The following is a 12,869-nucleotide window of genomic DNA, read 5'->3' on the forward strand; positions in this document are numbered from 1 at the left end:
GCGAAACAGAGGGAAGCTCGGGATGAAGCATGAGTCGGTGCAGAATTACTATGGCGAAGTCTTGCAAGGCAGTTCTGACCTGCAGACCAACGCATGTTGCACGCCGGATGACATGCCGGATCATGTAAAGAAAATTCTTTCGCAAATTCATGACGATGTGTTGACCCGTTACTATGGATGCGGGTTGATCGCCCCGCTGGATCTTGAGGGGATGAGCATCCTCGACTTGGGCTGTGGGGCCGGGCGCGACGTCTACGCTCTGTCCGCTATGGTGGGCGAAAAAGGCCGCGTGGTTGGTGTGGATATGACGCCCGAGCAACTGGACGTCGCCCGAGCGCATCAGGATTATCACGCACAGGCCTTTGGTCACGGAGCGTCGAATGTTGAATTCCATCACGGCTATATCGAAAAACTGGACGAATTGGACCTTGAGCCCGGCTCGTTCGACATCATCGTCTCGAACTGCGTCATCAATCTGGCCACCGATAAAGAGGCGGTTTTGCGCGGGGCGCACCGCCTGCTGAAAGAAGGCGGCGAGATGTATTTCTCGGACGTCTACGCCGATCGACGCGTGCCTCAGGCTATGGCCGAGGATGAGGTTTTGTACGGTGAATGCCTGTCCGGGGCGCTGTATTGGAATGATTTCCTGTCGATCTCGCGCAAGGCAGGATTTGGCGATCCACGCCGTGTGACTCACCGACCGCTGACCATTGAAAACCCGGTGCTGGAGGAGCGCGTTGCGCCGTTGAAGTTCCTGTCCGCGACGTATCGTCTGTTCAAGCTGCCGGAGCTGGAGCCAGCTTGCGAGGATTACGGGCAGGCGGTGATCTACAAGGGCACCATCCCTCATGCTCCGCATCTGTTTGAGTTGGATGACCATCATGCGATTGAAACCGGCAAGGTCTTTCCGGTTTGCGGTAATACGTGGATGATGTTGAAAGACACACGATTTGCCCGGCATTTCGACTTTATCGGCGATTTCTCGACCCATTATGGCATTTTCGAAGGGTGTGGCGGGGAAAGCCCGTTTGAAGCCGCCGGAGAAGCTCTGTCCGGCGGGTGTTGCTGATCCCTTGCGCCTGAGGGGCGGGGTTGCTATCCCCGCCCAAGTCCGATGGAATTGATCGGGAAAGGCAACGGGGTCCATCGGTGACAGTAGACGCAACTCCTCCACGTCTGGAAATTCGCAATCTGGTCGCGCGCTATGAAGGGCGGGTTGTGGTTGACGATGTCTCGCTGACCGTTCAGGCGGGGCAGGTCACCTGTTTGCTGGGGCCGTCGGGTTGTGGCAAGTCAACGACGCTGCGGATGATCGCAGGGGTCGACATGCAGGAATCCGGTGAGATTTACGTCGACGGGAAACTGATCTGCGACACCGTGTTTCGCGTGCCTCCGGAACGTCGCGAAATTGGGTTGATGTTTCAGGACTTTGCCCTGTTTCCCCATCTCAGCGTGGCGGACAACGTCGCTTTTGGCTTGAAAGGGCGCAAGGACGAAAAACGCGCCCGCGTCGAAGAACTGCTGCGCAAGGTCGACATGATGCGGTTCATAGACGATTTTCCGCATCACCTGTCAGGGGGTGAGCAGCAAAGGGTGGCATTGGCGCGTGCTCTGGCACCGCGCCCGCGTATCATGTTAATGGATGAACCCTTCTCGGGGCTGGACAACCGGCTGCGCGATGGCATCAGGGATGAGACCCTGGCGATCCTCAAGCAGGAAGACGCGGCTGTGGTTCTGGTCACTCATGAACCCGAAGAGGCCATGCGCATGGCAGACGAAATCGCGTTGATGCGACGGGGCAAGATCGTTCAGCAAGGCGCGCCCTATAACGTTTATACACGCCCGGCTGATAAGGCGGCCGTGGCCTTTTTTAGCGATCTCAATACTTTAAGGTCGCAAGTGAATGGGGCCTTGGCGGACACGCCGTTTGGGCAGTTTCTGGCGCCCGGCGTCGCTGATGGCACGAATGTCGAGATCGTTTTCCGCCCTCAGCACGTTCGCTTGGACTTTGATCGCAACGGCAAAGGGCCGCTCCCAACGGCGACGGATGGCGTCGCGGCCCGAGGCGTGGTCGAGCGTTCGCGGTTTCTGGGCAACGAAAGCCTTGTTGAGTTTCGCATGGATCATGACGGCTCGATCCTGAAAGCGACGGTACCCAACGTCTTTGTGCCCCAGCCGGGACGCGTTATGTGGCTGACGGTCCGCCGGGACCGGTGTTTCGTGTTCCCCGAGTAACGCCTGTAACCACAGATTAGGGCCAAGTGGTGCGTGAAAGCCGCAGATTGCGTGCGCGGGTCGCTTGCCGCCGCGCAGGGGCGGGTCTATCAAGGAAAAAACGCAGGGACGGATGGGGCATATGCGTATTCTTCTGACCAACGATGATGGAATCAACGCCCCGGGGCTTATCGCGCTCGAGGCGATTGCCGCAGAACTTGCAGGGCCGGATGGGGAGGTTTGGGTCGTCGCGCCGGCATTCGAACAATCCGGCGTTGGTCACTGCATCAGCTATACGCATCCGATGATGATGGCCCAGTTGGGTGAACGTCGGTTTGCGGCTGAAGGGTCGCCCGCCGATTGCGTGCTGGCTGGCTTGCACGACGTGATGAAGGATGCGCTGCCGGATTTGGTTTTGTCGGGTGTGAATCGTGGAAACAACTCGGCCGAAAACACGCTGTATTCCGGAACCGTGGGCGGCGCGATGGAAGCTGCCTTACAAGGTATCCCCGCGATCGCGTTGTCGCAGTATTTCGGCCCGCGTAATCTTGGGCTGGACGATCCCTTTGAGACAGCAACCCGGCACGGCGCCGACCTTGTGCGGAAAATTCTGGATGCTACCCCAGCAGAACAGGGCGATTACCGATTGTTTTATAACGTGAATTTCCCTCCGGTTCCTGCGGACGAAGTGTTGGGGACGCGGATCGCGCCGCAGGGGTTCCGCCGGGATACACATTTCTCGGTCGAACCTCACAGCTCTCCTTCGGGGCGGCGCTTTTTGTGGATCAAGGGGGGCTATCAGCACAACCCGACCGCGCCCGGAACGGACGCCGCAGTAAATCTGGCCGGTTATATTTCGGTTACGCCGATGCGCGCGGACCTGACAGCGCATGACACGCTTGAGGCATTGAAGTCGATCGAATGAGCGGACCAAGCGCAGAAACCATTATGCAATTTCTGTTTGCCTTGCGCTCGCGCGGGGTGACGGATGCACGTGTTCTGGCCGCGATGGAGCAGATTGATCGCGGAAAGTTTGTCAAAGGCCTGTTTTCTGAGCGCGCCTATGAAGACACTCCGTTGCCGATTGCCTGTGGTCAAACAATAAGTCAGCCGTCAGTTGTTGGGCTTATGACGCAGGCGCTGGACGTGCGTCCGCGCGATACAGTTCTGGAAATCGGCACGGGGTCCGGATATCAGGCCGCCGTCCTGTCCAAGCTGGCGCGCCGGGTTTACACCGTCGAGCGCCACAAGAGGTTGGTCCGTGAAACGGGGGAACTGTTCCGCGATATGGGGCTGACCAACGTGACAGCGATGCTGTCGGATGGATCCTTTGGTCTGCCGGAACAGGCACCGTTCGACCGCATCATTGTGACGGCGGCTGCGGAAGACCCTCCCGGGCCGCTCTTGGCGCAGCTCAAAATCGGCGGTATCATGGTTTTACCGGTGGGGCAGTCGGATGCGGTTCAGACGTTGATCCGCGTGCGGCGAACCGAGACCGGTCTGGAATATGATGAATTGTTGCCCGTTCGTTTCGTACCTCTGCTAGAGGGGTTGGGAAAAGAAGGGGCGTAAAGGATTACTTTGCAGATGCACCGGAACCCCGGCCAACAGGGGCAGGTGATGAGGACAGCAAAATGAGAGCAGTTTCCAAGTCAGCGATACGACGCTGCGCAACCGGAGCCGCGGCTCTGGCCCTTTTGGCGGGATGTGAAGGTCCGCTCGATTATGATCTGCGCGGGCAGGTCGGCGGGTTTTCGACAACTGACGCGGCGCAATCCGCGACAACAAGCCGACCGGCGCCGGATGCACGCGGCGTGATCACCTATCCGACGTATCAGGTCGCCATAGCGCGCCGTGGTGACACAGTGAGGGACGTGGCCGCACGGGTCGGGTTGCCCGAGGGCGAGCTTGCCACCTTCAACGGCCTCAAGCCGACGGACACCCTGCGTGATGGCGAGGTTGTTGCCCTGCCTCGGGCGGTTGGTGCCGCCAGTACAGTGGATATCGCAACGATCGCCGGAACAGCTATTGACGACGCGCCGACGGATGGGTCTGTTCGAACGTCGACACTGGAGCCTGCGCAACCTGCCGCGGCACCAGTCCCGGCCCCAGCTGGCCCAGAACCGATCCGGCACAAGGTCAAGCGGGGTGAAACAGCCTTTACGATCTCAAGGCTTTACGATGTGCCGGTGGACGCGCTTGCCGATTGGAACGGCTTGGATTCAGACTTTACTGTGCGTGAGGGGCAGTTCCTGCTGATCCCGATCAAAAGCCAGCCTGCGCCGCAACAGGTAAGCCAACCGGCAACCAATGTCACGCAGCCGGGGCAGGGGTCGCCGACGCCCACTCCGCCAAGCGCGACGCAACCTTTGCCGGAAGAAGTGATTGCGCCAGCAAAACCTGCGCCTGATGTTACGGCCGAAGCCCCAACCAACCAGAGCAACTCCCTGTTGGGTCTGCCCGTCACGGGGACGATTATCCGTACCTATAGCAAGGGAAAGAACGAGGGCATTGATATCGCGGCGGCACCGGGAACTGCGGTGAAAGCCGCCGAAGCCGGTACGGTGGCCGCGATCACCGCAGACGCTGATCAGGTGCCGATCATCGTTGTGAAGCACAAGAACGACTTGCTAACCGTTTATGCCAATGTCGAAAACATCGCGGTGAAAAAGGGCGATCGTGTGCGCCGGGGCGAAAAGATTGCTGCATTGCGCGGCGGCGACAATGCTTATGTCCATTTCGAGGTTCGGAAAGGATTCGAGGCCGTCGATCCGGAACCCTACTTGAACTAAAGGGAATGGCCCTGATCGGGCCATACCTCCGGTGGGGATATTTTTAGCCAGATGAAGCGCGGATCACGCTTCGGGGTCGAAGTCGCTTAGTCTTTTGCCGGGCTCGTCGGCAAAGATTTCTGGCAAGGGGTGCACGGATTCGATCAGGTCTACGCGGAAGACACGGAAGCCTGCGCGCAATTCGCACCATGCCGTCAGGGTCCAGACGCGGCCCCAGTAGTCCATATGCAGTGGGCGGATCGTGCGTTCTGTCAATACGCCGTCGATGCGGCGGTAGGACAGGAGGAGCTTTTGGCGCGACTTGATGGCGGATCGGATTGGCGCCATATGCGCCAGCCCGCGCGCGGCATCGGCAAAGGGATAAACGGCGAATTTCCAGGCGTCGGCCTCGGCCACGACCTGTGCCGGTAGCACCGCGTCGATCTTGTCGGCGAGAGTTTCGGCGGCGGCTTTCAGATCCGGGTCGGCGGCTTCGGCCACGATCGCCATGCCGAGGTTCAGCGCTTCTAGCTCGGCTGGGGTCAGGTTCAGGGGGGGCAGGGTGATTTGTTCGCGCACCATGTAGCCTACGCCGCGCTCCCCCTCGACCGGGACGCCCGAGGCGACGAGAGTATCCATGTCGCGGTAGATCGTGCGAACCGACACCTCAAGCCGGTCCGCAACGTCCTGCGCGCGGTGCAGTTTACCGTCGCGCAGAATCTGGATGATGTCGAACAGGCGGTCAGTGCGGCGCATGACACACCGTTTCGACCGCGATCAGGCGGTCATGTTCCATAGCACATTCTCATGGCGCATCTGGATGCTTTCCGGATCGATCGCAGCCATCAGATCCGCGCAAAAGTCCTGCTGCGGGAATTGCGCGGCGGCGTCTTTGGCCGCTTTCATATCCGTCCAGACCACATAGTCGGTCCAGCGGCCATCTTCGCCCTGGCTTAAGTGTCGATGGGTGAAGCCGGGAGCAGACCGGACAAAGCCTTCGGAGGCCCGGCTAAGTTTCACAAACTCTTCCGGCGTGGTGCTATTGGCGAGGCTGAAGGTGACGATTTCTGCAACATGGGTCATTTGAGTCTCCGTTGACCAGGTTTCGATGTCCTCTACCTAGCCAACTACAACTGACATAAACCTGTCAGTTGCAAAAAGCGAGCCTCAAAAAAAGGGTAGGGCGATCAAATTTACTGCACAAATTGCAAGCCCTGACTTTTGCAATCGGGGATCCGGGCGTAGACACGAACTCAGATCACATTCCCGGCGCAGTGCGTCGATGTACAAGGAGATATGACATGCTCAACAATATCGGCCTTCCCGGTCTTCTGCTGATTGCGGTTGTGGTGCTAGTGCTGTTTGGCCGTGGCAAGATCAGCTCGCTCATGGGTGAAGTGGGCAAGGGTATCACTTCGTTCAAAAAGGGCGTCAAAGAAGGCGCGGATGAGTTGGAGCAGGACGCGTCCGAGCTCGCAAAGGACGTCACGCCCGAGACTGACAAAGATAAGGCATAAGACCAGATGTTTGATCTGGGCTGGACCGAGCTTCTGGTCATTGGCATCGTGGCCCTGATCGTTGTGGGGCCAAAGGACCTGCCTGTGCTGTTCCGCAATGTTGGCCGTTGGGTCGGCAAGGCACGTGGTATGGCGCGCGAATTCAGCAGTGCGATGAACGAGGCCGCAGATCAGGCTGGTGTCAATGAAATCAAAAAGGGGCTGAACGCGGCGACCAATCCGGTTGGCACAGCCATGGACGGCGTGAAAGAAGCCGCACAGGAAATGGCCAAGAGCATGGATCCGACCAAGTTCGACCCCGACAGCGAAACCGGCAAACTGGCGGCTGAACGGGCAGAGCAGGCGAAAAAGATTCAGGCCTCGACCGCGCGCGCGGCTGCCGAACGCAAGGCCAAGGAAGCTGCTGAAGCTTTGGCCAAAGCGGAAGAAGCCGAGGCCGCGCTGAATACCGAAAGCAAGACATGACCAAGACCGACGAGATCGAGGACAGCTCGGCCCCATTGATCGAGCATCTGGCGGAGCTTCGCACGCGGCTTATTCACTGCGTCGTAGCGTTTCTGATTGGCATGATCATCTGTTTTACGGTGGCCACGCCGCTTTTTAACTTCCTGACGCGCCCGTTATGCGATGTTCTGGCCGAACGCGGGCAGGATTGCGGACTAATCTTCATTTCGCCGCAGGAAGGTTTCTTTGTGGCCATCAAGGTCTCGCTGCTTGGCGGGTTCATTCTGGCGTTCCCCTATATCGGGATGCAGATGTGGCGGTTCGTTGCTCCGGGGTTGTATAAATCCGAAAAGAACGCGTTCCTGCCGTTCATGCTGGCCTCGCCCTTCATGTTCCTGCTGGGTGCAAGTTTTGCCTTCTACGTCGTTACGCCGTTGGCCTATGACTTCTTCCTTGGGTTCCAGCAATTCGGGGCCGAAGGTGAGGTGGTGACCGAAGGTGCAACTGCCGCCCCGCTGAGCGTGGTCTTCCAGGGCTCGGCGCAGGAATACCTGAACCTGACGATCAAGTTCATCGTGGCCTTTGGCCTGTGCTTTCAACTGCCGGTTCTGCTGACCCTGATGGGGAAGGCGGGGCTGGTGACGGCCGAAGGCCTGGGATCAGTCCGCAAATACGCCGTGGTCGCCATTCTGGTGCTGGCCGCGCTGGTGACTCCACCGGACGTGATCACTCAGGTCATTTTGTTTGTGGTGGTCTACGGGCTGTATGAAATCTCGATCTTCCTCGTCGCCCGCGTCGAGAAAAAGCGCGAGGAACAGCTGCGCGCCGATGGCTATTACGATGATGATGAAGAAGAGGCGGATGCCGAGATTATTCGCGACGAAGACGGTAAATAACCGCTCTTTGAACTGAAAATCGGGCGCGCCACCGCTAGGCGCGCCTTTTTCTTTTCTGGACCTTGTTGCGCAAGCCGGAACATGGTTTGAAACCGCGACGACAAGACCGGAGGCCCCGATGGACAACCAAGCCCTGAACCGCATTGCTGACGCTCTGGAACGGATGGCCCCTGCACCCTTGGCCGCACCTGATTTCAGTGCGGCCCCGGCATTTGTCTGGCACGTGGACCCCGACCGGCTTGAGCCGGTGACCAAGGTCAACCGGGTTGATCTGGACCTACTGGTTGGGATCAACCGGTCCCGAGACACGTTGCTGGATAATACCCGCCGCTTTGCATCCGGTTTCAAAGCCAACAACGCGCTTTTGTGGGGAGCGCGCGGGATGGGAAAATCCAGCCTTGTCAAAGCGGTCCACGGCACCTTGCAATCGGACCACCCCAACCTGAAACTGGTGGAACTCCAGCGCGAGGATATGGGCTCGGTCGCGCGCCTGCTGAACCATTTGCGCGCCGCGCCGTACCGGTTCATCCTGTTCTGTGACGATCTCTCGTTCAGCCATGATGACCAGCATTACAAATCGCTCAAGGCCGTGTTGGATGGCGGCATCGAAGGCCGCCCGGAAAACGTTGTTTTCTATGCTACTTCGAACCGCCGCCACCTGATGCCAAGGGACATGATCGAAAACGAACGCTCCAGCGCCATCAACCCGTCCGAGGCGGTCGAGGAAAAGGTCTCGCTGTCCGATCGCTTCGGGTTGTGGTTGGGCTTCCACCCCTGCGATCAAGATGAATACCTTGCGATGATCGATCGCTATTGCGCCGCCTACGGAGTCACGGTCGACGCTGACACTCTGCGCGCCGAAGCGATCGAATGGCAGGCCACCCGTGGCGCGCGCTCGGGCCGCGTCGCGTGGCAATTCTTCGTCGATCTGGCTGGGCGCAGCGGCACCCAAATAGGCTGATCCGCCCGCTTCATCTGGCTAAAAATATCCCCGCCGGAGGCATGGCCCGAAAGGGCCATTCCTAGAGCAGGGCCAATATCCGCGCGGCTTCGTCTGTCGTGGGTGTTAGCGCGGCGCGATCCTCACCGGGGTGGAACCTGGCGCGTACAGCCGTTGGCATAGGCGCAGGCTCAATGATCGAAACGCGCGGACCGGTGCGTTCGGTCTCTGCCGCCCAACTCCGCGCCAACGCGATCTGGGCTGCTTTGGTCGCACCATAAATACCATAGAATTTTTGGCCCGCCTTTGGATCGTCGAAAAACACGGCATGTCCAGTTTCACCCAACAAAGGGGCCACGTATGGGATAAGAACGGACGTTGCCGTCGCGTTGATGCTTGCGGCCTTTGCCCACTCTTTGGGATCTACAAAATGAACGGGCGTCAGCGCCGAGGTGTGGATAGCAGTATGCGCCCACAAATCCACCTTGCCCCAACGGTCATGGATGCTGCGGCACAGGGTGGCCATTGCGTTTGGATCGGCGATATCCATGGGGGCCAGCGTCGCTGAGCCACCTTTGGCCTGAATGCGGTCGTCCAGTTCTTCCAACCCGCCGGTCGTGCGGGCGACGGCAACAATGTGATACTCCGGCGCGAGGGCCTCGGCCAAAGCAGCACCCAGGCCGCGCGAGGCCCCGGTGATAAGGGCGATTTTGGTCTGATCGGTCATGGATGCGGTTTGGACCCCTGGGCGCAAAGCGTCAAGACAGGATTAGCTGCCGGGGATGGCGATCCGCTTGGTTTGGCCGCTTTGTCGCAGCATCACTCCGTCGTCATCAATGGCGACCACGGTGCCCGAGGCAATGCGGCTACCCGGTTTGACCTCTTTCACGCGGCCCGATGACAAGCGCACCAAAGCACGCATATCGGTTTTGGAGCCAAAAATTCCAAGTAAGGAAACTGAGTTCTTTTTTAACGCGCCCTTCTGCGTGGCAGCGCTTTTGACGGTGGCGTTTGACATGAACTGCGGCCGGGGCGCATGGCCCCAACCCCTTGTGTTGAGTGGTTGGTGACAGGGGGGCTATCAAAGGCGCGGCCGGAACAAAAGGTGCGGTTGGCAGGCCGTTCCGCCACATACTATACCGACCCAGCGAACCCATTGCGAATGCGCCTCCTTCGCCAGAGGGTTGTGCGCGGAAATCAACCAATCGTTCCCTCTCTGGGCATGAAAAATGGCCCGATCGCCTAAGCAACGCGGGCCATTGTCACAACTGATTCGCGATGTAGCTCTTAGCCAGAGGCTAGCTTGGCCGCGTTCCACGACCCGCCCGGTATCTGCATGTCCTCGCGCTTTTTGCTGACCCGAGTGCTGTTTTCCAGCGTGTCTAAATAGTCTTCGCTGACGCTGCCGGTGATGTACTTGCCGTCAAAGCATGAACAGTCAAAGGCCTCGATCTCGGGGTTGCCTTCCTTGGCCGCCCAGATCAGGTCGTCGAGGTGCTGATAGAACAAAGCGTCTGCACCCAACTCCTGCCGAATTTCCTCGATCTCTTTACCGTTGGCGATCAATTCATGCTTGGTGGGCATGTCGATCCCATAGACGTTGGGGTACTTCACCGGAGGCGAGGCGCTGGCGATATAGACCTTTTTTGCACCGGCCTCACGGCACATTTGGACGATCTTTTTGATCGTGTTGCCGCGCACGATGGAATCGTCGATCAGCAGCACGTTATGCCCATCGAACTCCAGCGGAACCGCATTCAGCTTGCGGCGCACGGATTTCTGACGCTCTTCCTGACCGGGCATGATAAAGGTACGCCCGACATAGCGGTTCTTCACCAAACCTTCGCGATAGGGAATACCAGTAATCTTGGCAGCCTCAAGTGCGACGGGGCGGGCGCTGTCGGGAACCGGGATGATCCGGTCGATCTCAAGCCCTGAATCCTGAATTTGTTTGGCCAGAGTCTGCCCCATGCGCATCTGGGTCTTGTAAACGGATACGCCATCCAGCAACGAATCCGGACGTGCAAGATACACATATTCAAAGATACAGGGTGTCAGCTTGCCTTCGACGGCCTGGAACTCGTGTTTGTTTCCGTCAAGGTCGATTAGGATCGCTTCGCCCGGACGCAGGTCACGCAATTTGCTGAACCCGTTGATCCCAAAAGCAACATCTTCCGAGGCAAAGGCATAGTCATCTCCTTTGCCGCCTTCCTCGCGGATCGCAACGGACAGCGGGCGGATGCCATGCGGGTCACGAAACGCCAACATGCCGACCCCAGCGATCAGGCAAATGACGGAATAGGCACCCTGAACACGTTCCATCGTCATCTTCACACCGGCGAAGATGTTGCGGATCGGATCGGCATTGCCGTTGACTTTGATCGCATCGGCCACTTTGTCGGCCAAAACGTTCAGCAAAATCTCGGAATCTGATGTCGTGCGCAGGTGGCGGCTGTATTTGCCCGTTACCTTTGCACGCTGTTGGGCGGTATTGGTGATGTTGCCGTTGTGGACCAGATAGATGCCGTAGGGGGCGTTCACGAAGAATGGCTGCGCCTCAGACGCGCTGAGCGACCCGGCGGTCGGATAGCGGACGTGGCCAATCCCGACCTTGCCCAGCAGGGTTTCCGCGTCCTTGGCGTTGAACACGTCCTTGACCAAACCGTTGGCCTTTTTCTCGCGAAAGAACTCTCCGGTATAGGTGACGATCCCCGAGGCATCCTGACCCCGGTGCTGCAACATCAGCAGCCCGTCATAGATTTCCGCAAACACATCATGCGTTCTGCTTGCGATCCCCAAAATCCCACACATGTACGGGCTCCAATTTCTATGACGTTTTGACGTGCGACGCGGTTTGGAACGGGCGCATGGGAGTATCTATGCTTTGTACTGCCCGTCTAAACTTAGGGGCAGACGCGCCTGCGTCACGAAGGGTTGGCGCGAAGAAAAACAGATACAGCAAGATCGGTGGCTCCGATTCCATGTCAGTTCGGCTCTCACATAATGCCTTACGGTGCCGGTGTCATCAAAGGATCACATTTGCGATTTGACGCAGGTGGATTTTGTCACAATGAGCATCAAAAGGTGACGTTCGGTGCGGCTTATGCTGTCAATTCCGCAAGAATGATTGTCTGATATAGAAAAATATCGGGCAGGGTTTTGAAAAATGTGGCAGCACAAACAAGGACAAAAAAAGGAAGAGCCGTCCAAGCGGCGATGCCATCGTTGTCGTGGAATGGGCCGTGCTCCGTGCCCGATTTGCAATGGGGCGGGCGAGGTCGTCAAAAGCCGCGATGTCTATGGAAAACCTATATACAGCAACTGTACCGGCTGTTTCGGCCTGAAGAACGTCCGCTGTACGGTGTGCGCGGGTGAAGGCTTTACCTGAAGCAAAGTCTCACGGCCAAAGAAAAAGCCCGGTCTGAGCCGGGCTTTTTTGTTATTCGTTCGTTGTTGGTGTCGTCGTTTCTTCGGTCGGAGTAGAGCTTTCGGTGGGGGCTGACCCCTCTGTGCAGCTTGCGACCAGTTCTTCGTATTGCTGGGTGACCCAACCCAAAGCGGCCTCGGGGTTTTGCTCTTCGATCTTTTCCCCGAATTGTTCGAAAACTTTCGCCGAACGGCTTTCGTCCACGATGGTATAGGACTGGCCGGTCATGACCGTGTCGTAGACGAAGAACGCGATGGCGACCAACAAGATGCCGCGCGCGATACCGAAAAAGAACCCAAGCGCCTGATCCAGTCCACCCAGCGCCGAGCGTTGCACGACCGAGGAAAACAGGGGTGCAAATATGCTGACCACGATCAAGGCCACTGCAAATACGGCTGCGAACCCGGTTATCACCGACAATTCGCAACTGTCGCGCAGGAAATCACCAACGACGGGGATCTCTTTGATCAGCGGCACAGCTTGGGGTGCGAAAATAAAGGCAAGCACGGCGGCTGCGACCCAACCCGCAATCGCCAGAATCTCTCTCAAAAGGCCGCGGGAATAGGCCAATAGGCCCGACACCACGACGATCAGGGCAACCACCCCGTCAATAATTGTAAAACCTTCCATGGCCCTCGCCTGTATTTTTTTTAGCCTCTC

At 58.2% G+C, this 12,869-nt stretch carries 15 protein-coding genes; 9 read left to right on the plus strand and 6 right to left on the minus strand.

The annotated features are described in order from the left end of the window. The first annotated feature begins 22 nt into the window (after positions 1-22). The 5 genes from ACT2B1_RS08970 to ACT2B1_RS08990 all read left to right on the plus strand — a co-directional run bounded on the left by ACT2B1_RS08970 (position 23) and on the right by ACT2B1_RS08990 (position 5,006). On the plus strand, positions 23-1,069 hold the full coding sequence (locus tag ACT2B1_RS08970) for a methyltransferase domain-containing protein (RefSeq protein ID WP_481668969.1): 1,047 nt from the start codon (positions 23-25) through the stop codon (positions 1,067-1,069). A gap of 80 nt (positions 1,070-1,149) precedes the next feature. Next, the gene (locus ACT2B1_RS08975) at positions 1,150-2,235 is read left to right on the plus strand and encodes an ABC transporter ATP-binding protein (RefSeq protein WP_171121629.1); all 1,086 of its coding nucleotides are present in this window, start codon (positions 1,150-1,152) and stop codon (positions 2,233-2,235) included. 121 nt (positions 2,236-2,356) lie between these two features. Beyond that, entirely contained in the window at positions 2,357-3,139 is a 783-nt protein-coding gene (gene surE / locus ACT2B1_RS08980; protein WP_171240678.1) for a 5'/3'-nucleotidase SurE, read from the plus strand. Beyond that, on the plus strand, positions 3,136-3,786 hold the full coding sequence (locus ACT2B1_RS08985) for a protein-L-isoaspartate(D-aspartate) O-methyltransferase (protein ID WP_171121627.1): 651 nt from the start codon (positions 3,136-3,138) through the stop codon (positions 3,784-3,786). The genes surE and ACT2B1_RS08985 overlap by 4 nt, the downstream gene beginning before the upstream one ends. A 62-nt stretch (positions 3,787-3,848) precedes the next feature. Beyond that, positions 3,849-5,006 (plus strand): peptidoglycan DD-metalloendopeptidase family protein, encoded by a 1,158-nt coding sequence (locus ACT2B1_RS08990; RefSeq protein ID WP_481668970.1) that lies wholly within the window; start codon positions 3,849-3,851, stop codon positions 5,004-5,006. 63 nt (positions 5,007-5,069) lie between these two features. Here the strand turns inward: ACT2B1_RS08990 and ACT2B1_RS08995 are convergent, their stop codons facing one another. Both ACT2B1_RS08995 and ACT2B1_RS09000 read right to left on the minus strand, forming a co-directional pair. Next, the gene (locus ACT2B1_RS08995) at positions 5,070-5,741 is read right to left on the minus strand and encodes a helix-turn-helix transcriptional regulator (RefSeq protein WP_481668971.1); all 672 of its coding nucleotides are present in this window, start codon (positions 5,739-5,741) and stop codon (positions 5,070-5,072) included. A 21-nt stretch (positions 5,742-5,762) separates the two neighbouring features. Next, a complete protein-coding gene (locus ACT2B1_RS09000; RefSeq protein ID WP_171121624.1) occupies positions 5,763-6,068 on the minus strand; it encodes a hypothetical protein in 306 nt (101 codons plus the stop codon). Positions 6,069-6,286: 218 nt separating this feature from the next. Between ACT2B1_RS09000 and ACT2B1_RS09005 the strand changes: the two genes are divergently transcribed. The 4 genes from ACT2B1_RS09005 to ACT2B1_RS09020 all read left to right on the plus strand — a co-directional run bounded on the left by ACT2B1_RS09005 (position 6,287) and on the right by ACT2B1_RS09020 (position 8,803). Further along, on the plus strand, positions 6,287-6,502 hold the full coding sequence (locus tag ACT2B1_RS09005) for a twin-arginine translocase TatA/TatE family subunit (RefSeq protein ID WP_039531114.1): 216 nt from the start codon (positions 6,287-6,289) through the stop codon (positions 6,500-6,502). A 6-nt stretch (positions 6,503-6,508) separates the two neighbouring features. Then, positions 6,509-6,967, plus strand: a complete 459-nt coding sequence (gene tatB, locus ACT2B1_RS09010) for a Sec-independent protein translocase protein TatB (protein WP_171121623.1) — start codon at positions 6,509-6,511, stop codon at positions 6,965-6,967. Continuing rightward, a complete protein-coding gene (gene tatC / locus ACT2B1_RS09015) occupies positions 6,964-7,842 on the plus strand; it encodes a twin-arginine translocase subunit TatC (RefSeq protein WP_171121622.1) in 879 nt (292 codons plus the stop codon). Before tatB ends, tatC begins: the two co-directional genes overlap by 4 nt. Positions 7,843-7,960: 118 nt before the next feature. Further along, on the plus strand, positions 7,961-8,803 hold the full coding sequence (locus ACT2B1_RS09020; RefSeq protein WP_171240682.1) for an ATP-binding protein: 843 nt from the start codon (positions 7,961-7,963) through the stop codon (positions 8,801-8,803). A gap of 61 nt (positions 8,804-8,864) precedes the next feature. Here ACT2B1_RS09020 and ACT2B1_RS09025 read toward each other — a convergent pair whose 3' ends face one another. The 4 genes from ACT2B1_RS09025 to ACT2B1_RS09040 form a co-directional block, all read right to left on the minus strand. Further along, positions 8,865-9,509, minus strand: a complete 645-nt coding sequence (locus ACT2B1_RS09025) for an SDR family NAD(P)-dependent oxidoreductase (RefSeq protein WP_171240683.1) — start codon at positions 9,507-9,509, stop codon at positions 8,865-8,867. A gap of 42 nt (positions 9,510-9,551) precedes the next feature. Continuing rightward, positions 9,552-9,800: a hypothetical protein gene (locus tag ACT2B1_RS09030; RefSeq protein ID WP_171121619.1), complete on the minus strand. Its 249-nt coding sequence runs from the start codon at positions 9,798-9,800 to the stop codon at positions 9,552-9,554. Positions 9,801-10,069: 269 nt separating this feature from the next. Next, entirely contained in the window at positions 10,070-11,593 is a 1,524-nt protein-coding gene (gene purF, locus ACT2B1_RS09035) for an amidophosphoribosyltransferase (RefSeq protein WP_171121618.1), read from the minus strand. 628 nt (positions 11,594-12,221) lie between these two features. Next, the gene (locus tag ACT2B1_RS09040; protein ID WP_171121617.1) at positions 12,222-12,839 is read right to left on the minus strand and encodes a CvpA family protein; all 618 of its coding nucleotides are present in this window, start codon (positions 12,837-12,839) and stop codon (positions 12,222-12,224) included. Between the last annotated feature and the right edge of the window lie 30 nt (positions 12,840-12,869).

Source organism: Ruegeria sp. S263 (genome assembly GCF_056780525.1).